The organism is Siccirubricoccus deserti (genome assembly GCF_014283215.1).
GTDB classification, from domain to species: Bacteria; Pseudomonadota; Alphaproteobacteria; order Acetobacterales; family Acetobacteraceae; genus Siccirubricoccus; species Siccirubricoccus deserti.
Map to the genome: position 1 here is coordinate 58001 of NZ_JACOMF010000012.1, position 22448 is coordinate 80448.

The following is a 22448-nucleotide window of genomic DNA, read 5'->3' on the forward strand; positions in this document are numbered from 1 at the left end:
TCCGCGGGTTCACCGCGCGCTACGGTTTCCCGGCGCCTTCCAGCAGCAGGCATTCGGCGGCGCCGCCGGCGGTCATGATGGCGTGCGGCGTGGTGGTGGCGCAGCGCGGCTCGGCCACCGGGCAGCGCGGGTGGAAGCGGCAGGCGGGCGGGATATTCGCCGGGTCCGGCAGCGTCTCGCCGAGGCCGACATCCGGCACGCCAAGCCCTGGCTCCGGCGTCAGCACGCTGGCCAGCAGGGCCTTGGTGTAGGGGTGCTGCGGCGCCCGGAACAGCGCATCCGCGGTGGCCCGCTCGACGATACGGCCGAGGTACATCACCGCCACCTCGGTCGCCACATGTTCCACCACCGCCAGATTATGGCTGATGAAGAGGTAGGTGAGGTTCAGCTCCCGCCGAAGCTCCGCCAGCAGGTTCAGGATCTGGGCCTGCACCGAGACATCCAGCGCGCTGGTCGGCTCGTCGCAGATGACGATGCGCGGACGCAGCACCAGGGCGCGGGCGATTGCCACCCGCTGGCGCTGGCCTCCGGAAAGCTGCGCCGGGTAGCGCTCGGCCTGCTCGGCGGAAAGGCCGACGCGGGCCAGCATCTCGGCGGCGCGGTCGGCAACCTGGCGGGCGGGAATGTCGCCTTGCGCCACCAGCGGCATCGCAACGATGTCGCGGATCCGCCGGCGCGGATTGAGCGAGGCGAAGGGGTCCTGGAACACCGGCTGGATCAGCCGGGCGCGGGCGCGGCGGTCCATCGCGGCAAGCCGCCGGCCTTCCACCAGCACCTCCCCGGCCGTCGGCGGCAGCAGGCCAAGGATGATCCGCGCCAGGGTCGACTTGCCGCAGCCGCTCTCGCCGACCACGCCGAGCACGCCGCCGCCTGCCAGGGTGAAAGAGACGTCGTCGACCGCGACCACTGTGCGGTCCTGCCCGAGCAGCCCGCCGCGCTGGCGAAAGCTGCGGCACAGCCCGCGCACCTCGATCGCCGGCGTCATGCGGCCCAGCCGGGCGGCAGGCGGCAGAGCACCTCATGTGCGCCGGCCTGCTGCCGTGGCACCGCGCCGGCGCATTCGGGCGCGGCATGGTCGCAGCGGTCGCGGAAGGCGCAGCCGGTGAAGCCGGGCGGGATGCGCGGCACCATGCCGGGGATGCTGCCAAGCGCTTCCTCCCGCTTCACCTTGCCCGGCACCGGCACGCAGGCCAGCAGCCCGCGGGTATAGGGGTGCGACGGCGCGGCGAAGAGCGCGGCGGTGGGGGCGCTCTCCACCACCTCCCCGGCGTACATGACGCTGACCCGGTCGGCGATGCGGGCGACAATGCCGAGGTCATGGGTGATCAGCAGGATGCCGAGGCCGAGGTCGCGCTGCAGCTCCGCCAGCAGCCGCAGGATCTGCGCCTGCACCGTCACGTCGAGCGCCGTGGTCGGTTCGTCGGCGATCAGCAATTCAGGGTCGCACATCAGCGCCATGGCGATCATCACCCGCTGCCGCAGGCCACCCGAGAGCTGATGCGGGAACTGGCCAAGCCGCATGCCCGGCGCGGTGATGCCGACGCGGGCGAGCAGGTCGGCGGCGCGGTCCAGCGCCGCGCGCCGGCTGCCGCCGCGGTGCCGGGTGAATACCTCCGCCATCTGCGATCCCACGGTATAGGCAGGGTTCAGGCTGGTCATCGGTTCCTGGAAGATCATCGCCATGCGGTCGCCGCGCAGCGCCGACAGCTGGCGCTCGGACAGGGCACGCAGGTCCTGCCCGGCGAATTCCAGCCGCGCCGCCTCCCGCCTCGCGCCGCGCGCCAGCAGTCCCATGACTGCCAGCGCGGTGACCGACTTGCCGCAGCCGCTCTCGCCGACCACGCAATGCGTCTCGCCCTTCTCCAGGCTGAAGGAGGCGCCGCGCACCGCCGCGGTCCGGCCGAAGGTGACGCGCAGCTCCTCGATTTCCAGCAGCGGAGGGGATTGGCGTGGCGGATTCGGGCTGCGCGCTGGCGGCGCTCCGCGATCCGACGTGCTCATCGTGTGTCGCCCGCGCCCAGCAGATCGCGCAGCCCGTCGCCCAGCAGGTTGATGCCGAGCACCACGATGAAGAGGGTGACGCCAGGGATGAAGATCACCCAGGGGGAGAAGAACATGTAGTCCTTGCCCTCGGCGATCATCAGCCCCCAGGAGGGCAGCGGCGGCGGCACGCCGAGGCCAAGGAAGCTCAGCGCCGCCTCCAGCAGGATCGCCAGCGCCATCTCCAAGGTCGCCACCACGGCAAGATGGCTGGCGATGTTGGGCAGTATTTCCTTCAGCAGGATCCCCGGTGTGGAGACGCCGGCGGACCAGGCCGCGGCGACGTAATCCAGGTTGCGCAGCTGCATGGTGGTGGACCGCGCCACGACCGCGAAGCGGTCCCACAGCAGCAGGCCGAGCACCAGGATCACCAGGGTCAGGCTCGACCCCAGCAGGCCGACCACGGCCAGCGCCACCAGCACCACCGGAATCGCCAGCCGGCAGGTGATGGCGAACAGCACGGCATCATCCACCCGCCCGCCGAAGAAGCCGCCCAGCACGCCGAGGGTAGTGCCGATCAGCCCGGAGGCCACCACTGTCAGCACCCCGATCAGCATCGAGATGCGCGCACCATGGACGAGGCGGGAGAGATAGTCCCGGCCAAGCTGGTCGGTGCCGAGCAGATGCGCGGGGTTGCTGCCCTCCATCCAGAACGGCACCGCCAGGCGGTTGTCGAGGTTCTGCAGGAAGGGATCGTGCGGCACGATCCAGGGCGCCAGGATGGCGCAGAGCAGCGCGATGCCGACGATGACGCCGCCCAGCACAAGCCCGGCCTGCCTCATGCGGCGCGCAGTCGCATCATGGCGCTCATGCGGCGCGCAACCTGGGATCCAGCAGTCCATTCAGCAGGTCCGCCGCCATGGTCAGCGCGATGTAGATCAGCGCCAGCACCAGCACCACCGCCTGCACCACAGGGAAGTCGTTCTTGCTGATGCTCTCCCAGGCCAGGAAGCCGACGCCGTGCAGCGCGAACACCGTCTCGATGACGATCGAGCCGCCGAGCATGAAGCCAAGCTGCACCGCGGCGATGGAGACCACCGGGATCGCGGCGTTGCGCAGCGCGTGCTTGCCGAGGATGGAAAGGCGCGACAGCCCCTTGGCCCGGGCGGTGCGGATGTAGTCGGACCCCAGCGCCTGGATCATGCCGCTGCGGGTCAGCCGGGTTAGTGCCGGAATCGCCGAGAAGGCCAGGACCACGCCCGGCATGACGTAATGCTCCCAGCTCCCGGTGCCGGAGATCGGCAGCCAGCCGAGCCTGAGGCCGAAGGTGATCATCAGGATCAGCCCCAGCCAGAAGCTTGGCATCGCCTGGCCGACCATCGCCACCAGCTGCACCAGCCGGTCCACCCAACTGGCCTCCCGCACCGCCGCCAGGATGCCGAGCGGGATGGAAACCGCCAGCGCGATCGCCAGCCCGGTCAGGCCCAGGGTCAGGGTGACCGGCATGCGCTCGGCGATCAGGGTCGAGACGCGCGCCTTGAAGAAGTAGCTGTCGCCGAAGTCGCCCACCGCGGCGCGGCCGGCCCAGTCGAGGAATTGCGCCACCAGCGGCCGGTCCAGCCCATAGGCGCGGCGGATGATGGCGACATCCTCCGGCGTCGCGCCGGCCCCGGCGATGGAGATCGCAAGGTCGCCTGACAGCCGCGTGAGCAGGAAGCTCAGCGTCATGACAGTGAGCGCGACCAGCAGGGCGACCGCCAGCCGGCGCAGGGCGAAGCGCAGCATCGCCGATTACGCTAGCCTGCGATCGCCCTGGGTGGAACCACCCCGGGCGTGAATCACCGGCTCAACACAGCCAAGGGGGATGCTGCGGCGCGGCAAGCGCCTACCAGGCGGCCGCCCAGCCATCCCGCCGCGGGTCGCTGGCCGCCATGCGCACGCCATTCTCCAGCAGCCGGATCGCCTCGACACTGCACGGGCCTTCCAGCGGCGGCACGATCCGCACCTGATGGCCGAGCGCCGTCAGCGCCGGCGCCGCCTCGGCCAGGCCTTCCTCCAGCGTCAGCACCGCATCACCGCCATGCGGGTAGTTGGCGGCCTGGCCAGGCTGGCTGCTGGTCCAGCGCGGTGCCTCCAGCGCCTGCTGCGGGTCAAGGCCGAACTCGGCCATTGCCACCAGCACCTGCATGTTGACCTGCACCTGGTTGTCGGCGCCCGGCGTGCCGAACACCGCCCAGGGTCGGCCATCCTTCAGCACGATCGGCGCGTTCATGGTGTGCCGCACCCGCATCCCCGGCCGCAGCAGGTTGGCGTGGCCTGGGTTCAGGTGCCAGTAGGCCATGCGGTTGTTCAGCAGCACGCCGGTATCGCCCGCCGTCACGCCGCTGCCGAAGGCGGAGTTCAGCGACTGGATGGCGGAGACGACATTCCCCGCGGCATCGACCACGCAGAAATAGGTGGTGTCGCCCTCCCCCATGGCGCGCACCGGCAGGGAGGCGGCGCGCTTCGGGTCGATCAGCGCGGCCTGCGCCGCCGCATGCTCGGCCGACAGCAGCCGGTCCAGCGGAATGTCGGCGCCGCGCGGATCGGCGCCATGGGATTCGCGGTCGAGGAAGGCACGTTTCTTCGCCTCGACCATCAGATGGATCAGCGCCGCGCTGTCCCGGTCCAGCCCGGCGAGGTCGAAGTTCTCCAGGATGCGCAGCATCTGCAGGAAGGTGAAGCCAGTGGAATTCGGCGGGGTCTGGCGCAGGGTGAAGCCGCGGTAGGGCACGCTGATCGGCGCCTGCTCCTCCGCCATGCAGCCGGCGAGATCGGCCTCGGCGACCAGCCCGCCGGCGGCGGCGATGCCGGCGGCGAGGCGCCGGGCCAGCGCACCCTGGTAGAACCCCGCCGCGCCCTCGGCGGCGATGGCCGCCAGCGTCTCCGCCAGCTCCGGCTGCACCACCAGCCCGCCGAGCGGTGGTGCCGCCCCATCCGGGCCGAGGAAGCGGGCGCGGCTGGCGGCATCGGGCTTCAGCCGGGCGCGGTTCTCTTCCGCGAAATGCCGGTAGGTGTGGGTGCTGGCGAAGCCGTCCCGCGCCGCCTCGATGGCCGGCGCCACCAGCCGGGCCCAGGGCAGGGAGGCGTGCCGCGCATGCAGCAGCGCCAGCCCGGCCAGCAGTCCCGGCGTCTGCGCGCTGAGCGGCCCCTGCACCGGAATGCCGCCAGCGGCGCGGTAGCGTTCCGGCGTCGCCGCGGCCGGGGCGGCGCCGGTGGCATTGATGCAGACCGGCGCGCCGTTGGCCAGGTGCAGGTGGAAGAAGCCGTCGCCGCCGATGCCCGACATATGCGGCTCGACCACCCCGAGCGCCAGCGAGACGGCGATGGCGGCATCCATCGCATTGCCGCCGGCCCCCAGCACATCCAGCCCCGCCTTGGTGGCGACCGGATGATTGCTGGCCACCGCGCCACGCCGGCCCATGATCAGCGGCCGGTGGCTGCGCAACGCCGGATGCATGGCGACCTCCCTGAATGCAGCGCCAAGGTCAGCACGCCCGGTGCCGCGCGGGAAGGCCTACTCGGTGGCCTGCTATCCCCGAGGTCGCCCGGTGTGGCGCCCCTCGCGGAATTCCTCGGTCATCTTGCGGATGAATGCCGGGATGTCGTCCGGCTTGCGAGAGGTGACGAGGCCATTGTCGGTGACCACCTCCTCATCCACCCATTGCGCCCCGGCGTTGGTCAGGTCCTGCCACAGCGAGGGCCAGCTGGTCATCCGCTTGCCATTCACCCCGCCGGCGTTGATCAGCGTCCAGGGACCGTGGCAGATCGCCGCGATCGGCTTCTTCTGCTCGACGAAATGCCGAATGAAGTCGATCGCCCGCGGCACCAGCCGGAGCTGATCCGGATTGATCACGCCGCCCGGCAGCAGCAGCGCGGCGTAATGCGCCGGGTCCGTCTGGTCGAGTGCCCGGTCCACCGGGATCGGATCGGCCTTGTCGAAGTGGTTCCAGCCCTGGATCGTGCCGGATTTCGGTGCCACCACATGCACCTCGGCGCCGGCCTGCTTCAGGGCCTTCACCGGCTCGGTAAGCTCCACCTGTTCGACCCCATCGGTCGCCAACACCGCAACCGTGCAGCCCTTCAGTTCATCCGCCATCCTCATCTCCCATCCGGTGGTGGGCAGTTGCGCCGGCATCTGGATGCCTTGCGCCGGTCCGGGCCATCAGCGCTCCGCGTTGGGCCCGGATTCGCCGCGCTCCACCCCGCCGACTGCCTTCATGACATCGGCGATGCTGGCGAATTCCTGGTCCGGAATGGCGTTGATCACCTCCATGACGTCCTGTTCGGCGCCGTTCCGCTTCGCCTGCTGCACCAGATCCTTCTTCTTGGCCGGGAAATGGATGCCCTTCAGGTGATGCGTGACATTGGCGGGCGAATGCCCACCGAGGCCTCTGGTCATGAGTATCTCCCGTCCTACGCGCCGCAGAACGGCGGCGGGCGAGGACGGTTGCCCCGCTGCCGTTCGCTTGACGCGCCGCGTCGCACATCGGATCGTTCGGGCAAGCGGCCCGGAATCGGCGCCGGACAGAACGGGGGGAAGACCATGCTGGGACGACGCGGGGCGTTGATCGGGGCGGGGGCGATGCTGGCGACGGCGGCGCAAGCCCAGGGTGCCTGGCCGGACAGGCCGATCCGCCTCCTCGTCGGCTTCCCTGCCGGCGGGCCGACCGATTTCGCCGCGCGCATCCTGCAGGAGCCGTTGCAGCAGCTCTGGGGCCAGCCGCTCGTGATCGAGAACCGGCCCGGCGCGTCGCAGATGATCGCCGCCGAAGCGGTGGTGAAATCCCCGCCCGATGGCTACACGCTGATGCTCTGCACCAGCAACCTGACGAGCAATCCGGCGGTCTTCGCCCGGCTGCCCTATGACACGCTGCGCGACTTCACCCCGATCGTCATCATCTACTCCTCGCCCACGGTGCTGTTCACCGGGCCGGACCAGCCCTACCGCAACGTGCGGGAGGTGGTGGAAGCGGCGAAGCGCCAGCCGGGCATGGCGGCGGCGACCTCCGGTGTCGCCACCTCCGGCCACTTCGCGACCGAGATGTTCATGCGCGCCGCCGGCATCGAACTGACGCATGTGCCCTATCGCGGCGCGGTGCCGGCGCTGCAGGACGTGATGGGCGGGCGGGTGCCGATCACCTTCTCCACCCTGTCGGGCGCCATCGGCCTGGCGCGGGAGGGCAAGCTGCGGCCGATCGCCGTCGCCGCGCCGCGCCGCACGCCGTCCTTCCCGGATGTGCCGACCATGGCGGAGCAGGGCATCGAGATCCGCGACACCTCGCCCTGGTACAGCTTCGTCGCGCCGGCCGGGCTGCCGCAGCCGATCATCGACCGCATCGTGCGCGACGTGCAGGGGCTGCTGAAGCGTCCCGACATCATCAAGCGCATCGAGGAGAGCGGCGGCAACGTGGAAGGCGAGGGCCCCGCCGAATTCCGCGCCCGCATCCCGCGCGAGATCGCCATCAACACCGAAGTGGCGCGCGCCGCCAACATTCACATCGACTAGGATGGACTGCGGAGGAGCGTGAATGTCCTCCGCAAACAACGGCCTACAGCGGTCTGGCGGTAAGACGGAGCGCGATCCGCCCTAGACCCGCCGGGCCAGCGCCGTGGCGCATCCCCATGGGCGCCCGCAGCCTGGCCCGGTGGCCCTGCGGGCCCAGGTCGGCGCCGGGCCGTTGTAACTCCCCGCGCCCTCATGCTTGACGCGAAATAGACCATACTTGCGCCCCGCCCATCATCCTCCTGTCCTTCGCTTGACGCACCGCACCGCACGGCGGATGTCTCGCCTCGCAACGGGGCAAATGATGCCGCGCGAAAAGGGTAGAGAGCGTATGCTTGGACGACGTGGTGCGTTGATTGGGGCCGGAGCGATGCTGGCGACGGCGGCCCAGGCCCAGGGCCGTGGCAACTGGCCGGACCGGCCGGTGCGTCTGCTGGTCGGCTTCTCCGCCGGCGGCCCGACCGATTTTGCCGCCCGAATCCTGCAGGATCCGTTGCAACATCTTTGGGGCCAGCCGCTGGTGATCGAGAACCGGCCCGGCGCGTCGCAGATGATCGCGGCCGAGGCCGTGGCGAAGTCGGCGCCCGATGGTTACACCCTGTTCCTGTCCACCAGCACCCTGACGGCCAACCCGGCCGTCTTCTCCAAGGTGCCGTATGACACGATCAAGGATTTCACCCCGATCGTCATCATCTACTCCTCGCCCACGGTGCTGTTCACCGGGCCGGACCAGCCCTACCGCAACGTGCAGGATGTGATCGCGGCGGCGAAGCGCGAGCCGGGCATGGCGGCGGCGACCTCCGGTGTCGCCACCTCCGGCCACTTCGCGACGGAGATGTTCATGCGCGCCGCCGGCATCGAGCTGACGCATGTGCCCTATCGCGGCGCGACCCAGGCGCTGCAGGATGTGATGGCGGGGCGGGTGCCGATCACCTTCTCGACCCTGTCGGGCGCCATCGCCCTGGCGCGGGAGGGCAAGCTGCGGCCGATCGCCGTCGCCGCGCCGCGCCGCACGCCCTCCTTTCCGGATGTGCCGACCATGGCGGAGCAGGGCATCCAGATCCGCGATACCTCGCCCTGGTACAGCTTCATGGGTCCGGCCGGGCTGCCGCAGCCGATCATCGACCGCATCGTGCGCGACGTGCAGGGCCTGCTGAAGCGCCCCGACATCGTCAGGCGCATCGAGGAGAGCGGCGGCGTGGTCGAGGGTGAGGGGCCGGTGGACTTCGCTGCCCGCATCCCGCGCGAGATCGCCATCAACACGGAACTGGCGCGCACGGCCAATATCCACATCGATTAGGGACGTCTAACCATGCGCATGCAGGCTGCTATCATGTTCGAGCAGGGCAAGCCCCGCCCCTACGCCACCAGCCAGGCGCTGGTGATCGAGGATGTGGAGCTTGAAGGCCCCGGCCCGGGCGAGGTGCTGATCGAGGTGGCGGCGGCCGGCCTCTGCCATTCCGATCTTTCCGCCATCGAGGGGATCCGGCCGCGGCCGCTGCCCGTCGTCATCGGCCATGAGGGGGCGGGCATCGTCCGGGAGGTGGGGGAGGGGGTCACCGACCTCAAGCCGGACGATCATGTCATCACGGTCTTCGTCGCCTCCTGCGGCGCGTGCCGGAATTGCGTGCGCGGGCGGCCGAACATCTGCAACGCCGGCAATGCGGCGCGCGCCGCGGGCACGCTGCTATCGGGTGCCAAGCGGATCAGCCGGTTGAGCGGGGAGAAGGTCAACCATGGCAGCGGCCTGTCGCTGTTCGCGCAATACGCCGTGGTCGGCCGCCGCTCCATGGTGAAGATCGACCCGTCCATCCCGCTCGAGGATGCGGCGATCTTCGGCTGCGCGGTGATGACCGGCGCGGGCGCGGTGCTGAACACGGCGGGGATGCGGGCCGGCGACACCATCGCCGTGCTCGGTCTCGGCGGTGTCGGGATGAATGCACTGTTTGCCGCGGTGGCCGGCGGGGCGGAGCGGATCATCGCGATCGACACCAGCCCGGAGAAGCTGGGCCTCGCCCGGCAATGGGGCGCGACCGACACCTTCCTGGCGACCGACAAGGATGTGGTGGAGCAGGTGAAGGCGGCGACCGATGGTGGTGTCGACACCGTCATCGAGACCGCCGGCAATATCCGCGCGATGGAGCTGGCCTATGCCGTCACCGCGCGCGGCGGCAGCGTGGTCAGCGCCGGGCTGCCGGCGCAGGGGGCGACATTCTCCTACATGCACGCCGGGCTGGTCTCGGATGAGAAGAGCATCCTCGGCAGCTACATGGGCAGTTGCATCGCCGAGCGTGACATCCCGCGCTTCCTCGGCCTGTACAAGCGCGGCAAGCTGCCGGTGGGTTCGCTGAAGAGCGGCTTCCTGCCGCTGTCGGAGATCAATGCCGGCTTTGACCGGTTGGCCGATGGCGGGGTGCTGCGCCAGGTGCTGCGGCCGAACGGGTAGGCCCTCCCCCGCAAAGCGGGGGAGGGAACACACTCACACCACCCGGAAATTCTGGAACTGCCAAGGGTCCTCGCGGTCCAGCGCTTCCGAAAACAGCACCTCCCGGTCCTGCAACGGCGTCCAGTCGGAAAATTCGCCGACCACCTCGCCCAGGTAGGGTCGCATGATGTCCATGCAGCGGGCGTGGTCGATCTCGTCCGCTTCGATGATGCCGGCGCGCGGGTTCTCCATCGCCCAGACCAGCCCGGCCAGCACCGCCGCCGTCACCTGCAGCGACGTGGCGTTGTTGTGCGGTGCCAGGGCGCGGGCCTGCTCGATGGATAGCCGGCTGCCGAACCAGTAGGCGCCCTTCGCATGGCCCATCAGCAGCACGCCCAGCTCATCCGTGCCGCCGGTGATCTCCTCCATCATCAGCCGCTTGGCCGGCTGCATGTGCCAGTTCTTGCCGGCGATCTCGTGCACCGACAGCACCGCATCGTCGCAGGGGTGGTAGGCGTAGTGCGCGGTAGGGCGGTAGGTCACCGCCCCCGCCGCATCCCGCACCGTGTAGTAGTCGGCCAGCGAGATCGCCTCGTTATGGGTGATGAGAAAGCCGTGAAACGGCCCCTCCAGTGGGGTCCAGCTGCGGACCCGGGTGGAAGCGCCCGGCCGTGCCAGCCAGATCGCAGCATCGCAGCCGAAGGCATGGCGGTGGCCGTCCGGCGGCAGCGCCTTCTCATGCGTGCCCCAACCCAGTTCGGCCGGCTGGCAGCCCTCGCCGACGAAGCCGTCGATCGACCAGGTGTTGACGAATTCACCCACCTGCTTCGGGTGGCTGGCCACCTGGGTATCGCGCTCGGCGATGTGGATGACCTTCACCCCCAACTGCTGCGCCAGCGCCGCCCAGCCTTCCCGTCCGGCTGGCACCGCCACGCCTGTCCCCGCCAGGTTCAGCAGCGCCTGCTTCACCAGGTGGGAAACCAGGCCGGGATTGGCGCCATGTGTCAGCACCGCTGTCGGCCGGCCGGCCACACCATCCCGCAGCGCCAGCGCACTTTCCCGCAGCCCGTAATTGGACCGCTGCGAGGGCGTCAGCGTCGGGTCGGTATAGCCGCCGGGCCAGGGCTCAATGCAGGTGTCGAGGTAGAGCGCGCCGATCTCCTGCACCAGCGCGATCAGCGCGACGGAGGAGACATCGACCGAGAGGTTCAGCAGGAAATCTCCGGGCGCCAGTTCGGGCAGCAGCACGACGCGGAGGTTTTCCCGTGTCACCGCCTGCTGCACGAAGCGGATGCCGTACTCGGCCGCCACCTCGGCGCCGCGGGGTTCGGCGGTGATGATGGTGATGCGCTCGCGCGGCATGGCGATATGCCGCAGGATCAGCGGCAGCACGCCCTGGCCGATGCTGCCGAAGCCGAGCATGACAAGGCGGCCGCTGAAGCTGGCATGGATCATGGCAGGCTCTCCTCGGGCACGTGCGGGGGTATCCACCGGCCAACGCGGCCGGCGGAGCTGCAAGGCATGAACTTCGGGTGAATTCAGGCCCCGGCCAGTTGCGGGGCGTCCCGGACCTCGACCAGCTTTGCCCGGTCGAAGCCATTGAAGGCGGTGCGCAGGCAGCCGCCATAGGCACCGAGCTGACCCAGCTCGATCCAGTCGCCCTCCCGCACATCCTCCGGCAGCAAGAATGGCCCGGCCATGTGGTCGGCGCTGTCGCAGGTCGGCCCGAACAGGCTGAAGCCGTGCAGGGCCTCGGCGGCCGCCCCCTCGGGCCGGATCAGCCGCACCGGGAAGGCGAAGCCGGGCCGCCCGGCATCGGACAGCGCGCCGTAGATGCCGTCATTTACGTACAGCGCATCGCCGCGGCGCTGCTGCACCTGGATGATGACGCTGCCGCCGGCCGCCACCAGCGCCCGGCCAGGCTCGGCCCACAGCACTGCACCCGGCAGCGCCAGCGCTTCGAACCCCGCCTCGATCTCGGCGAAGAAGGCGCCGAGCGGTAGCGGTGTGGTGTCCGCATAGGCCACCGGGAAGCCGCCGCCGACATCGACGATGTCGATGGCGACGCCGGCGGCGCGGATCACCCGCCCGGCCAGTGCCAGCGCCTCCCGCCAGGCCAGCGGGTCAAGGCATTGCGAGCCGACATGAAACGATACGCCGAGCCGCGCCGCATGCGGTCGCGCCGCGCGCAGCAGCGCCACCGCATCCTCCGGCACGGCGCCGAACTTGCCGGAAAGGTCGTACACCGCGCGGCCTTTCGGCAGAGCCAGGCGCACCACCAAGCCACGGTCATCCGCACCGGTTTCGGCCAGGATCTTGCCCAGCTCCTCCGCCGTATCCAGCACGAAGTCGCGCACCCCATGCTGCGCCCAGGCGGCACGGATGGCGCCGCGCGCCTTCACCGGGTGCATGAAGTGGATATGCGCCGCCGGGAACATGCTGCGCACCAGCGCCACCTCGCCCGCCGAGGCGCAGTCGAAATGCCGCACCCCCCCAGCCCAGACCGCACGCAGCACGGCGGGCTCCGGGTTGCACTTCACGGCGTAGAGCGTCTTGCCCGGGAAGCCCTGCTCGAAGCTGGCGCTGGCGGCGGCGATCACCGCCGGGCGCAGCGCGTGCATCGGCTCCTCCGGCCGCTCGACGGCGATGAGGTCATCGATGCGCGGCAGGGCGGGGGTCGCGCAGGAGGCGTGCGGGACGCTCTCCGCATCGAAGCGGCGGAGCGGAGAGACAGCGGTACGGGCGCGCAGCAGGCTCATGGCGACATCCTCACAGCATCCCGCGCGCGGGCGCGCGGCGATCAACGGGGCAAAAGGCAGGCGGGGCAGGGCCCCGGGCTTCAGACGATGCGGTGGGAAATTCGCATCGCGGCGAACCGTTCGAGCAGCATGGGCAATCCCTCACGACCCCACCCTTGCGGGTGGCATGGACGAAAAGGACGCGTCCCGTCGTTGCTGTGCAGGGTCCTGGACCCGCTCTCGGCACGTGCGATGGCGTCAGCGCGGCCCTTGCGGGTGGCGCGGCCGGATAAATAGCGGCTTTCGCGGCGAACTGCTATGTTTTTTTTCAGGAGGGAGGCTGCCCTGCCAGCATGGCTCCCGGGGAAAGCTGCAGATAGCCGGAAACTTACCGGCTGCGCAGCCCCTGCAGCGCCAGGTACTCCCACGCCATGGTGGCGGCGGCCAGGGCGGTGATCTCGGCATGGTCGTAGGCCGGTGCCACCTCCACCACATCCATGCCGACGAAATCGACCCCACCAAGCCGCCGCAGGATGGCCTGCGCCTGCCAACTGGCCAGGCCGCCGATCTCCGGCGTACCGGTACCCGGGGCGAAGGCAGGGTCCAGGCTGTCGATATCGAAGGTTAGATAGGCGGGCTGGTCGCCCAGCAGCGCCGTGACCTGCGCCGCCAGTGCCGCCGGCCCCACTTCCTGGGCCTGCTGGCCGGTGATGATGGTGACGCCCTGCGCCACCGTCCAATCCCAGGTCTCCCGGTCCACCGGAGACCGGATGCCGATCTGGATCATCCGCCTGGGATCCACCAGCCCTTCGTTCAGCGCGTGCCAGAACACCGAGCCATGGGCGAGAGCCTGGCCGAAATTGGTTTCCCAGGTGTCCAGATGTGCATCGAAGTGCAGCAGGCCGAGCGGCCGGCCCAGCCGCTTCGCCAAGGCGCGCAGCAGCGGCAGGGTAATGCTGTGCTCGCCGCCCAGCGCCACCAGATGCGCATGCTGCGCCGCCTGCTGCTCAATAAGCGAGAGGCTGGCGGCGAGGTCGCCCAGCGCGATGGCGAATTCCCCCACATCGGCCACGTCCATGGCCTGCGGGTTGGTCCAGTGCTGCGGGTGCACGCCATCCACCAGCATGCGGCTGGCCCGGCGGATGGCGCCGGGCCCGTCCCGCGTGCCGGCCCGGTTGGTGGTGCCGATGTCGAGCGGGATGCCGGCCACCGCATAGCTCGCGGTGCCGTCCCGCTGCGCCAGGCCGAGGAAGCCTGGCGCGGTGGCGAAGGTCGGGATGCCGGCCATCGCCTCAGCCGCGGTAAGGAGATGTGGTCATCTGCGGCAGCATTCTCCGATGTCCGGACGCTACTTCACCGAGGAGAAGGCGGTCGGCGCAAGGAACAGGTTCTCGACCGAGGCGACGATCTGGCCGCTTTCCTCGGTCTTGGCCCGTGCAGCCAGCCATTCCGGATCGCTGGCGAAGGTGTTCCACTTCTTCTCGCGGTCCGCCAGGCTGTCCCAGGCGAGCAGGTAGTAGAGATCCTGGTTCGAGGAGCCGACCAGCACGGTCCAGAAGCCGGCCTGCTTGATGCCGTGCTTTTCCCACAGCTTCAGGGTGATGTTGTTGAAGCGGTCCAGCAGCGCCGGCAGGCGGCCGGGGATGCAGTGGTAGATGCGCAGCTCATACATCATGGTTCGGTCCCTCCCTTTGGGCGGGCCATGCTAGCTCGTGCCGCCCGCGTGCCATAGTGCCGGGATGGAGCGGATTCCGGATCTTGGGGCGAAGCAGTTGCAGGCGGTGCTCGCCGTGGCCGGGCAGGGCAGCTTCGTCGCCGCCGCGGCGGTGCTGCGGGTTTCCCAGCCGGCGCTGACGCGGATGATCCAGCGGGTCGAGGATGTGCTTGGCGTGGCGCTGTTCGAGCGCAGCACGCGCCGCGTCGCGCTGACCGGCGCGGGGCGCGAATTCGTCGCGGTGGCGGAGCGGATGCTGAACGATTTGCGCATCGCCGCCCGCAGCCTGCGCGAGCTGGCGGAGGAACAGCGCGGCCAAGTCATCCTCGCCTGCATCATGTCGGTCGCCGTCGGACCCCTGCCGCGGCTGCTGGCGGAATGGCGCGCCACACGGCCGGGGGTGGAGCTGCATCTGCGGGAAGGCGTCCATGGCGATGTGGTGGAGGCGGTGCGCGGCGGCGTCGCCGACCTCGGCATCACCTATCTGGAGGCGCTGCCGGAAGGGCTGGAGGGCGAGGCGCTGGGAGAGGCGGTGTTCCGCGCCGTACTGCCGCCCGGCCATCGGCTGGCGGCGGCGCCGCAGGTCACCCTGGCGGCGCTGGCGGCGGAGCCGCTCATCTCCTTTCCCGCCGAGGCACGGACCCGGCGCATGCTGGATGGCGCGGCAACGGCGGCCGGCCTCTCCCTGCGCCATGCGGCGACGGTGACGCAATTCGCTACCATGCTGGCGCTGGTGCGGGCCGGGCTCGGCGTCGCCATCATCCCGGCCGGGGCGGTGGCGGGCGCCGAGGGGCTGGCTGTGCGCGATCTGGCGCCGCCGGGGCTGCGCCGGACGGTTGGCATTGTGACCCTGGCGGAGCGGGACCTGGCCCCAGCGGCGGCCGGGCTGCGGATGCTGCTGCAGGGATTGATGCACCCAACGCAAGAATAATCGACAACGCGTCATCTCTGGTAAGAACCAAGTCGCTGGCGCAGACTGGGCCACCGGAGGAATCCACCATGTCCATCGCCACCGCCGTCGAGGCCGGCACCGATCTCGTCGAATACTATTTTGCGCGCGGCTGGACCGACGGCCTGCCGGTGGTGCCACCCACGCGCGAGAAGGTCGAGGCGTTCATCACGGCGCTGGGCGGCGAGCCCGAACTGGTGGAATGCAAGGTGGCACCGCGCTGGGGCCTGCTAACGCGGGAGGTGCTGGCGATCAACGCCGTCATGGCCGGCTGCCTGCCCGACTACGCGCCGGTGCTGCGGGCAGCGATGCTGGCGCTGACCGACCCGCTGTTCAACCTCAACGGCGTGCAGGCGACGACCCATATGGCGGCGCCGCTGGTCATCGTGAACGGGCCGGCGGCGCGCGCCATCGGCATGAACGGCGGGGCCAATGCCTTCGGTCCGGGTAACCGCGCCAACGCCACCATCGGCCGTGCCATTCGCCTCATCATGCTGAATGTCGGCGGAGCCCATCCGCCCGACCTCGACAAATGCACCCTCGGGAATCCGGCGAAATACAGCTACGCCATCTGCGAGAACGAGGCCGACAGCCCCTTTGCCCCCTATCATGTCGAGCATGGCTGGAAGCCGGAGGACAGCACCGTCTTCGCCATGGCAGCGGAGGCGCCGCACAGCGTCACCGACCACCAGTGCAACGACCCCGAGGGCATCCTCGACACCATCTGTTCGGCGATGAGCACCATCGGCAGCAACAATGCGGTGCTGTCCGGCCATTGCGCCGTGGCGCTGGGGCTGGAGCATGCGCGGAGCATCGCCAAGCATGGCTGGACCCGCAGCGACATCCGCCACTACCTGTGGATGCACAGCGGCAATGCCTTCCGGCTGATCACCCGCGACCACCGCTACGGCCGCGTCTACAACCGCAACCTGCCGAAATGGTACAAGCGCGACCCCGACAGCCGCATCCCGATCGTGCCCAGCCCGGACAACATCCACCTCTTTGTCGTCGGCGGCGACGCCGGGCGGTTCTCCGCCTTCATCCCCGGCTGGGGCCATATGAACACCCCGGTGACGAAGCCGGTGGCGGTGGGTGCCGAGGCCGCGGGGCCGGAATGCGTCGGCGGCGTCTGCGCGATCTGAAGGGGAGGAACCACGCCATGCTGCAGAAGCTCGACGCCGACCGGCTGTTCATCTTCGACCCGCGCGGCCGGGTCGAAAGCGCCGACACGCCTATCGCACCGCGTCCCAAGGCGCTGGACGGGCTCCGCCTCGGCATCCTCGACAACAGCAAGTGGAACGCCAACAAGCTGCTGCGCGGCGCCCAGGCGGCGTTGGAGCAGCGGTTCCGCTTCGCCGCGGTGAATTACTACGTGAAGCACAGCTTCTCGAAGGATGCGGCGCCGGAGCTGATCGCGCAGATCGCCGCGGAATGCGACATCCTGCTGACCGCCATCGGCGACTGCGGCTCCTGCTGTTCCTGTTGCGTCCGCGACAGCATCGCGCTGGAACGGCTGGGCGTGGCCGCGGCCTGCATCATCACCACGGAGTTCGAGCGGGAGACGGAGCTCACCCGCGCCGCGATCGGCATGCAGGGGCTGCGGCCGGTGGTGATCGATCACCCGGTCAGCTCCATCACCGCCACCGAGGTCGCCGCACGGGTGGCGCAGATCGAGGTGCAGGCGGAGGCGGTCTGGCTCGGCCGCTGAGACCGTATCCAAGACGCTACGACATGCGCTAGCCTGCCCGGAAAGCCTGGGGAGAAGCGCATGAAATTCTACAATTCCATCGGCCCGAACCCGCGCGCCGTCCGCATCTTCATGGCGGAGCGCGGCATCGATCTGCCGAGCGCCGAGATCGACCTGCGCGGCGGCGAGAACCGCCAGCCGCCCTATCTGGCGAAGAACCCCGCCGGCCAGATGCCCTGCCTCGAGCTGGATGATGGCAGCGTGATCGCCGAGATCACCGCCATCTGCGAATACCTCGACGAGATCACCCCGGGCGACTCGCTGATCGGCAGCACCCCGCGGCAGCGCGCCGAGACCCGCATGTGGGTGCGCCGCATCGACCTCAACATCGTCGAGCCGATGCTCAACGGCTTTCGCTACGGTCAGGGCCTCAAGCTGTTCCAGAACCGCATCCGCTGCATTCCGGAAGCCGCGGAGGGGCTGAAGGCGGTGGCGCAGGACCAGATGGCCTGGCTGGATGGTCTGATCCAGGGGCGGGAGTTCATCTGCAACGGCCAGCTCACCCTGGCCGATATCATGCTCTTCGCCTTCCTCGACTTCGGCGCCGGCGTCGGCCAGCCGATCAACCCGGCGCTGAAGGCGGTCACCGCGCATCACGCGATGATGAAGGCGCGGCCTTCGGCAGCGGCGTAGCAGGCTGCGGAAGGGCTATCTCCCCGCCATGGCCAGGCTTGACCCGGCCATGACTGACCGGCTGTTTTCGCTGGATGTCCGGATGCGCGGGTCAAGCCCGCGCATGACGGAGATGAGGAGAACTCGCCTTTCCGCAGCCTGCTACACGAAGCGCCGCCGCCGCCGGTGCGCCGGCGGGTCGGCCGGGAAGGTGATGCCGCTGGCATCGACGCCGAGGTTGACCATCAGCTTCGCCAGTTCGATGCCGCAGCGGTAGCCCTCTAGCACCGGCACGTCCCAGCCGGCGGCGCGCAGCCTCTCCTGCAGCGGCGCTTGCAGCCAGAAGGCGCCGGAGCAGCCGAGCAGGATCACCTCCGCGCCATCCTCCTCGACGGCGGCGATGGCCGCGGCGACGGCGCCTTCCAGCATGCCGCTGCGCTCGCCCGCCGCGTGCCGCTCCGCCTCGCCGCGCAGGGTCGGGCGGTCCGCGCCATAGGCGGGCCGCGGCAGCGGGTAGTCGATGTTGCGGATGGAGGCGCAGCGGTCCGTCATGCGGTAACGCACCACCAGCTCCGCCATATGGGCGTTATGCGTCTCCGAGATGTCCACGACGGAGAAGCGGTTGCCGAGGGTCATCGCCAGATGCATCTGCGCATGGGCGTTGGCCGTCACCGGAATGCGGTGGCGCCGGCCGATCTCCCGCGCCTCCATGTAGCCGGGGTCGCCGCCGCCGAGCAGCACGATGGCGTCGTACTTCCCGCTCTCGCAGGCTTCCCGCACGATCGGCAGGCGGGCGACGCCAGCGATGGCGAATTCCTCGCGTGTCTCGACCGGCCAATTGCCGTGCGGCGCCATGGCACCAGGGTGAAGGTCCCACGCCACATCGGCCAGCAGCGGCGCGACGGCGGCGTGGTTCATGAGCTGCTGCTCCTTCGTCCCGCCCGCTTTCCGGTAGTTGTTGGGCGAATCGGCGGGCAGCGAGAAGGCCTGCACCAGCAGCAGGCGGGGGCGTGTCCCGGGCGCGCGCATGCTCAGATCGCCTTCTGCGCACGCAGCGCGGCGATGTCACCTGGGGCGTAGCCCAGCTCGGCCAGCACCGCATCGGTATCGGCGCCCATCACCGGCGGCGGGCGATCCACCTGCGGCCCACCATGCGCCAGCTTGAAGGCGGCGACCGGCACGCCGAAGGGCCCCGGCACGCCGGGCGCGCCCTCGGGGAAATAATGCACCACGCCGCGGGTGGCGACATGCGGGTCGGCCAGCGTCTCCTCCATGCGCCGCACGCGCGCCGCCGGCACATGCTTCGATTGCAGGAAGGCTTCCCACTCATCCGCGGTGCGGGTCAGCATGATCTCGGTCAGCACCGCTTCCTCATGGTCGCGGTCGGCGAGGCGGGCCTCATTATCCGTCTTGGCCATCTCCGGACGGCCAAGCGCCGTCCACAGCCGCTTCTGCTGCCGGAGGTTGCTGGCCCCGAGCATCACCAGCCCGTCCTTCGTCTGATAGGCGCTGTTGGAGGCGTGCGCATGCTTGTTGCCGGAGGGCTTGGCACCCTTGCCGTTGCGCAGGAAGGCGGCGACATGGCTTGCCTGCATCATCAGCGCCACGTCCAGCATGGCGAGGTCGATATGCTGGCCGCGGCCGGTGCGCTCGCGCTGGAACAGCGCGGCGGAGAGAGCGAAGGCGCCCATGGTGCCGGTGGCGTAGTCGATCGCCGGGGCGCCGAATTTGATCGGGTTCACTTCCGGCGTGCCGGTTGCCGCCATGATGCCGGAGGTGGCCTGGATGACGTGGTCATAGGCGGTCTGCACGCCGCGCGGCCCGCCATGGCCGAAGGCGGAGATGGAGCAGTAGATCAGCCGCGGGTTCAACTTCGCCACCGCCTCGTAGCCAAGGCCCAGCGCCTCGAAGGCGCCGGGGCGGAAATTCTCCACCAGCACATCGGCAGTCGCCAGCAGGCGCCGCAGCACCTCCCGCCCGCCCTCGGTCTTGAGATCAAGGGTGATGGAGCGCTTGTTGGACGCCTGGGTGATGAAGTAGCTGCCCATGCCGGCGCGGTTCAGCGCCAGGTCGGGGCCGCTGTCACGGCTCTGGTCCGGGTCGTCGGGGTGTTCGACCTTGATCACATCGGCGCCGAGCAGGGCGAGCTGATAGGCCGCGAAGGGCCCGGCCAGCACATGCGTGATGTCGATGATGCGGATGCCTTCGAACGGCCTCATCGCCCTATCCTCCCTTTGCTGATGCTGCGACTATGGGCCCGCTGGCGGCGCGCGCCAATCGGCGGCAGAGTGGCGCGGGAATACGGCTGCCGGGAAGGAAACGATCAGCGTGGACGCCTCCGCGGCACCGATGCCGCGCCTGTTCGCCGTGGCGGATTTCCGCCGGCTCTGGACCGTTGGGCTGATCGTTTTCGTGGTCCGCTGGCTGGAGATGCTGGCGGTCAGCCTGTTCGTCTACCAGGCGACCGGCTCGGCCTTCCTGGTCACCATGATGACCCTGCTGCGCATCCTGCCGATGGGCCTGTTCGGCGCCATCATGGGTGCGCTGGCGGAGCGGGTGGAGGCGCGGAGCGCCCTGGTCTGCATCGTGCTGGGCAGCCTCGGCACCTCCCTGGTGCTCGCCCTGCTGGCACATGCCGGGGTGCTCGCGGTCTGGCATCTCGGCGTGGCGAGCTTCGTCAACGGGCTGGCCTGGGCGGCCGACAACCCGGTGCGGCGGCTGATGATCGGCCATGTGGTCGGCCCGGCGCGGATGGGCAGGGCGATGTCGGCCGATGTCGGCAGCAACAACGCCAGCCGGATGTTCGGCCCGATCGCCAGCGGGGTGATCTTCGCGACCGTCGGCATCGAGGGCACCTTCGCCCTCTCCGTCCTGCTCTACCTCGTCGCGCTGCAGGCGGCGCTCGGCCTCCGCTATCGCAGCGGCGTGCAGCCGGCCGCCGCCGAGGGCGTGCTGGCCCGCATTGCCGAGGGCGTCGCCGCGGTGCGGCGCGACAAGCGGCTGCAGGGAACGCTGGCGATTACCGTCATCTTCAACATCTGGGGCTGGCCTTTCACCAGCCTGGTCCCGGTGGTGGCGCAGGATCATCTGCGGCTGGGGCCGGAGGCGATCGGCCTGCTGGCCAGCATGGATGGCGTCGGCGCCTTCTTCGGCGCGCTGGCGATGGCCGCCTGGGCCACGCCGTCGAACTACGGCCGCTGTTACATCGGCGGGCTGGTGCTGTATCTGCTGATGATCCCGCTCTTCGCCCTGGCCCCGCACCCGCTGGCGGCCGGGGCGGCGCTGCTGCTCAACGGCTTCGGCCAAGCCGGCTTCAGCGTGATGCAGGCGACCCTGGTCTATCTGCTCTCGCCGCCGGAGCTGCGCAGCCGGGTGCTGGGCATCCTCTCGGTCTGCATCGGCGTCGGGCCGATCGGCTTCCTGCATCTCGGCCTGCTGGCCGATGCCATCGGCGCGCAATGGGCCTGCGTGGTGTCGGCGCTGGAGGGCTTGCTGGCCCTCGCGCTCACGCGCAGGCTTTGGAGCAAGGTGTAACCGCCGGTGCACGGCACCGATTTCATGAGGAGAGAGAATCCATGGCCGACCTGACGATCCGAGAGATCCGCACCAGTTTGCTGCGCATGCCCTGGGCGGATGATCCCTGGATGAAGGGCCACGCCCTCGGGCCGCAGCGCGACCTCGTGGTGGTGGAGGTGGTGACCGCCTCCGGCCTTACCGGCATGGGCTACCTGCACCTGCTGAACCTGCCGCTGCAGCGCACCATTGGCGCCTGCATCGAGGAGGCGCTGGCGCCGCGGGTCATCGGCCGCGATGCGACGGCGGTGGAGGCCATCTGGCGCGACCTGTGGCGCGCGACCCTGACCGGCGGCCGCGGCGGCGTGACGGCGATGGCGCAATCGGCGATCGACATCGCGCTATGGGATGTGGTGGGCAAGGCAGCCGGCCTGCCGCTGCATCGGCTCTGGGGTCATTTTCGCAGCCAGATTCCGGTCTACGGCAGCGGCTGCTTCCGCGGCGCGCTCGGCGAAGGCATGGCGGCCAAGGCGAAGTGGTATGTCGACCAGGGCTACAAGGCCATCAAGATGCAGGCCGCGCATATCGGCGACTGGCGGCAGGATGTGCGCAACCTGCGCATGGTGCGTGACGCGGTGGGCCCGGATGTCGACATCATGATCGACATCAACATGGGCTGGACCGCCGACCAGACCATCATCGCCGGCCGCGCCATGCTGGACTACGATCCCTACTGGCTGGAGGAGCCGGTGCTGGCGGACGACTTCGCCGGCTATCTCCGCTGCGCCGACGCGCTGCCGACCCGCATCGTCGGCGGCGAGAGCCATTTCGGCCGCGACGATCTGAAGCCCTTCTTCGAGCATCCGAAGCTGCCGATCCTGCAGCCCGACCCGATGCGCGGCGGCTTCACCGAGTTGCGCAAGATCGCCACGGTGGGGGCGACCTGGGGCATGACCTTCGCCCCGCACCTGTTCCCGGAGCTGAACGTGCACATCCTGGCCAGCATCCCGAACGGGCTCTGGGCGGAGCAGATGGGGCTGCTCGACGATGTCTGGATTTCGCATCCGAAGATCGAGAACGGCTTCATCACCGCGCCGGAGACGCCAGGTCACGGGTTGGCCTTCAAGCCGGAGGTGCTGAAGGATTTCGTGCTGAAGTAGTCGCCGCCCCGGCCGCGGGGAAGCCCCCCGCGGCCGGGCAAGCATGCGCTAGAGCATTCTCCGTT

22 protein-coding genes are annotated in these 22448 nt (G+C 69.7%); 9 read left to right on the plus strand and 13 right to left on the minus strand.

Annotation, left to right across the window (positions count from 1 at the left end; all coding sequences use genetic code 11):
- Positions 1-19 precede the first annotated feature (19 nt).
- The 7 genes from H7965_RS12195 to H7965_RS12225 form a co-directional block, all read right to left on the minus strand.
- Complete coding sequence (locus H7965_RS12195) at positions 20-985, minus strand: oligopeptide/dipeptide ABC transporter ATP-binding protein (RefSeq protein WP_186770856.1); 966 nt, start codon at positions 983-985, stop codon at positions 20-22.
- Positions 982-2001 (minus strand): ABC transporter ATP-binding protein, encoded by a 1020-nt coding sequence (locus H7965_RS12200; protein ID WP_186770857.1) that lies wholly within the window; start codon positions 1999-2001, stop codon positions 982-984. The genes H7965_RS12195 and H7965_RS12200 overlap by 4 nt, the downstream gene beginning before the upstream one ends.
- The gene (locus H7965_RS12205; RefSeq protein ID WP_229682588.1) at positions 1998-2822 is read right to left on the minus strand and encodes an ABC transporter permease; all 825 of its coding nucleotides are present in this window, start codon (positions 2820-2822) and stop codon (positions 1998-2000) included. Before H7965_RS12205 ends, H7965_RS12200 begins: the two co-directional genes overlap by 4 nt.
- A 25-nt stretch (positions 2823-2847) precedes the next feature.
- Positions 2848-3765 (minus strand): ABC transporter permease, encoded by a 918-nt coding sequence (locus tag H7965_RS12210; protein ID WP_186770859.1) that lies wholly within the window; start codon positions 3763-3765, stop codon positions 2848-2850.
- 100 nt (positions 3766-3865) lie between these two features.
- Positions 3866-5479, minus strand: a complete 1614-nt coding sequence (gene ggt / locus H7965_RS12215) for a gamma-glutamyltransferase (RefSeq protein ID WP_186770860.1) — start codon at positions 5477-5479, stop codon at positions 3866-3868.
- Positions 5480-5551: 72 nt separating this feature from the next.
- Positions 5552-6118: a type 1 glutamine amidotransferase domain-containing protein gene (locus H7965_RS12220; protein WP_186770861.1), complete on the minus strand. Its 567-nt coding sequence runs from the start codon at positions 6116-6118 to the stop codon at positions 5552-5554.
- Positions 6119-6184: 66 nt separating this feature from the next.
- Entirely contained in the window at positions 6185-6421 is a 237-nt protein-coding gene (locus H7965_RS12225; RefSeq protein WP_186770862.1) for a DUF2795 domain-containing protein, read from the minus strand.
- Positions 6422-6565: 144 nt separating this feature from the next.
- On the opposite strand from H7965_RS12225, the gene H7965_RS12230 reads away from it, so the two are divergent.
- From H7965_RS12230 to H7965_RS12240, 3 genes are all read left to right on the plus strand, one after another.
- Positions 6566-7528 carry a Bug family tripartite tricarboxylate transporter substrate binding protein gene (locus tag H7965_RS12230; RefSeq protein WP_186770863.1) on the plus strand — a complete coding sequence of 321 codons (963 nt, stop codon included), beginning with the start codon at positions 6566-6568 and terminating at the stop codon, positions 7526-7528.
- A gap of 328 nt (positions 7529-7856) precedes the next feature.
- A complete protein-coding gene (locus H7965_RS12235; RefSeq protein ID WP_186770864.1) occupies positions 7857-8825 on the plus strand; it encodes a Bug family tripartite tricarboxylate transporter substrate binding protein in 969 nt (322 codons plus the stop codon).
- 12 nt (positions 8826-8837) lie between these two features.
- A complete protein-coding gene (locus H7965_RS12240; RefSeq protein WP_186770865.1) occupies positions 8838-9971 on the plus strand; it encodes a zinc-dependent alcohol dehydrogenase family protein in 1134 nt (377 codons plus the stop codon).
- A gap of 33 nt (positions 9972-10004) precedes the next feature.
- Here H7965_RS12240 and H7965_RS12245 read toward each other — a convergent pair whose 3' ends face one another.
- The 4 genes from H7965_RS12245 to H7965_RS12260 all read right to left on the minus strand — a co-directional run bounded on the left by H7965_RS12245 (position 10005) and on the right by H7965_RS12260 (position 14363).
- Positions 10005-11405 (minus strand): homospermidine synthase, encoded by a 1401-nt coding sequence (locus tag H7965_RS12245; protein WP_186770866.1) that lies wholly within the window; start codon positions 11403-11405, stop codon positions 10005-10007.
- A gap of 83 nt (positions 11406-11488) precedes the next feature.
- Positions 11489-12709 (minus strand): type III PLP-dependent enzyme, encoded by a 1221-nt coding sequence (locus H7965_RS12250; protein WP_186770867.1) that lies wholly within the window; start codon positions 12707-12709, stop codon positions 11489-11491.
- Between the two features lie 367 nt (positions 12710-13076).
- The gene (gene speB / locus H7965_RS12255) at positions 13077-13976 is read right to left on the minus strand and encodes an agmatinase (protein WP_186770868.1); all 900 of its coding nucleotides are present in this window, start codon (positions 13974-13976) and stop codon (positions 13077-13079) included.
- Between the two features lie 60 nt (positions 13977-14036).
- Positions 14037-14363, minus strand: coding sequence for an NIPSNAP family protein (locus H7965_RS12260; RefSeq protein ID WP_186770869.1), 327 nt, complete (start codon positions 14361-14363; stop codon positions 14037-14039).
- A 64-nt stretch (positions 14364-14427) separates the two neighbouring features.
- Here H7965_RS12260 and H7965_RS12265 point away from each other — a divergent pair, with 64 nt between their 5' ends.
- The 4 genes from H7965_RS12265 to H7965_RS12280 all read left to right on the plus strand — a co-directional run bounded on the left by H7965_RS12265 (position 14428) and on the right by H7965_RS12280 (position 17731).
- Positions 14428-15333 (plus strand): LysR family transcriptional regulator, encoded by a 906-nt coding sequence (locus tag H7965_RS12265; protein WP_186770870.1) that lies wholly within the window; start codon positions 14428-14430, stop codon positions 15331-15333.
- Positions 15334-15401: 68 nt separating this feature from the next.
- The gene (locus H7965_RS12270; protein WP_186770871.1) at positions 15402-16493 is read left to right on the plus strand and encodes a hypothetical protein; all 1092 of its coding nucleotides are present in this window, start codon (positions 15402-15404) and stop codon (positions 16491-16493) included.
- 17 nt (positions 16494-16510) lie between these two features.
- Positions 16511-17059: a UGSC family (seleno)protein gene (locus tag H7965_RS12275; protein ID WP_186770872.1), complete on the plus strand. Its 549-nt coding sequence runs from the start codon at positions 16511-16513 to the stop codon at positions 17057-17059.
- A gap of 60 nt (positions 17060-17119) precedes the next feature.
- The gene (locus H7965_RS12280; RefSeq protein ID WP_186770873.1) at positions 17120-17731 is read left to right on the plus strand and encodes a glutathione S-transferase family protein; all 612 of its coding nucleotides are present in this window, start codon (positions 17120-17122) and stop codon (positions 17729-17731) included.
- Positions 17732-17872: 141 nt separating this feature from the next.
- Here the strand turns inward: H7965_RS12280 and H7965_RS12285 are convergent, their stop codons facing one another.
- Entirely contained in the window at positions 17873-18739 is an 867-nt protein-coding gene (locus tag H7965_RS12285; RefSeq protein WP_186770874.1) for an aspartate/glutamate racemase family protein, read from the minus strand.
- A gap of 2 nt (positions 18740-18741) precedes the next feature.
- Positions 18742-19929 carry a CaiB/BaiF CoA transferase family protein gene (locus tag H7965_RS12290; protein ID WP_186770875.1) on the minus strand — a complete coding sequence of 396 codons (1188 nt, stop codon included), beginning with the start codon at positions 19927-19929 and terminating at the stop codon, positions 18742-18744.
- 109 nt (positions 19930-20038) lie between these two features.
- On the opposite strand from H7965_RS12290, the gene H7965_RS12295 reads away from it, so the two are divergent.
- Positions 20039-21244, plus strand: coding sequence for an MFS transporter (locus H7965_RS12295; protein WP_186770876.1), 1206 nt, complete (start codon positions 20039-20041; stop codon positions 21242-21244).
- Positions 21245-21285: 41 nt separating this feature from the next.
- On the plus strand, positions 21286-22383 hold the full coding sequence (locus tag H7965_RS12300; RefSeq protein WP_186770877.1) for a mandelate racemase/muconate lactonizing enzyme family protein: 1098 nt from the start codon (positions 21286-21288) through the stop codon (positions 22381-22383).
- Positions 22384-22448: the final 65 nt, after the last annotated feature.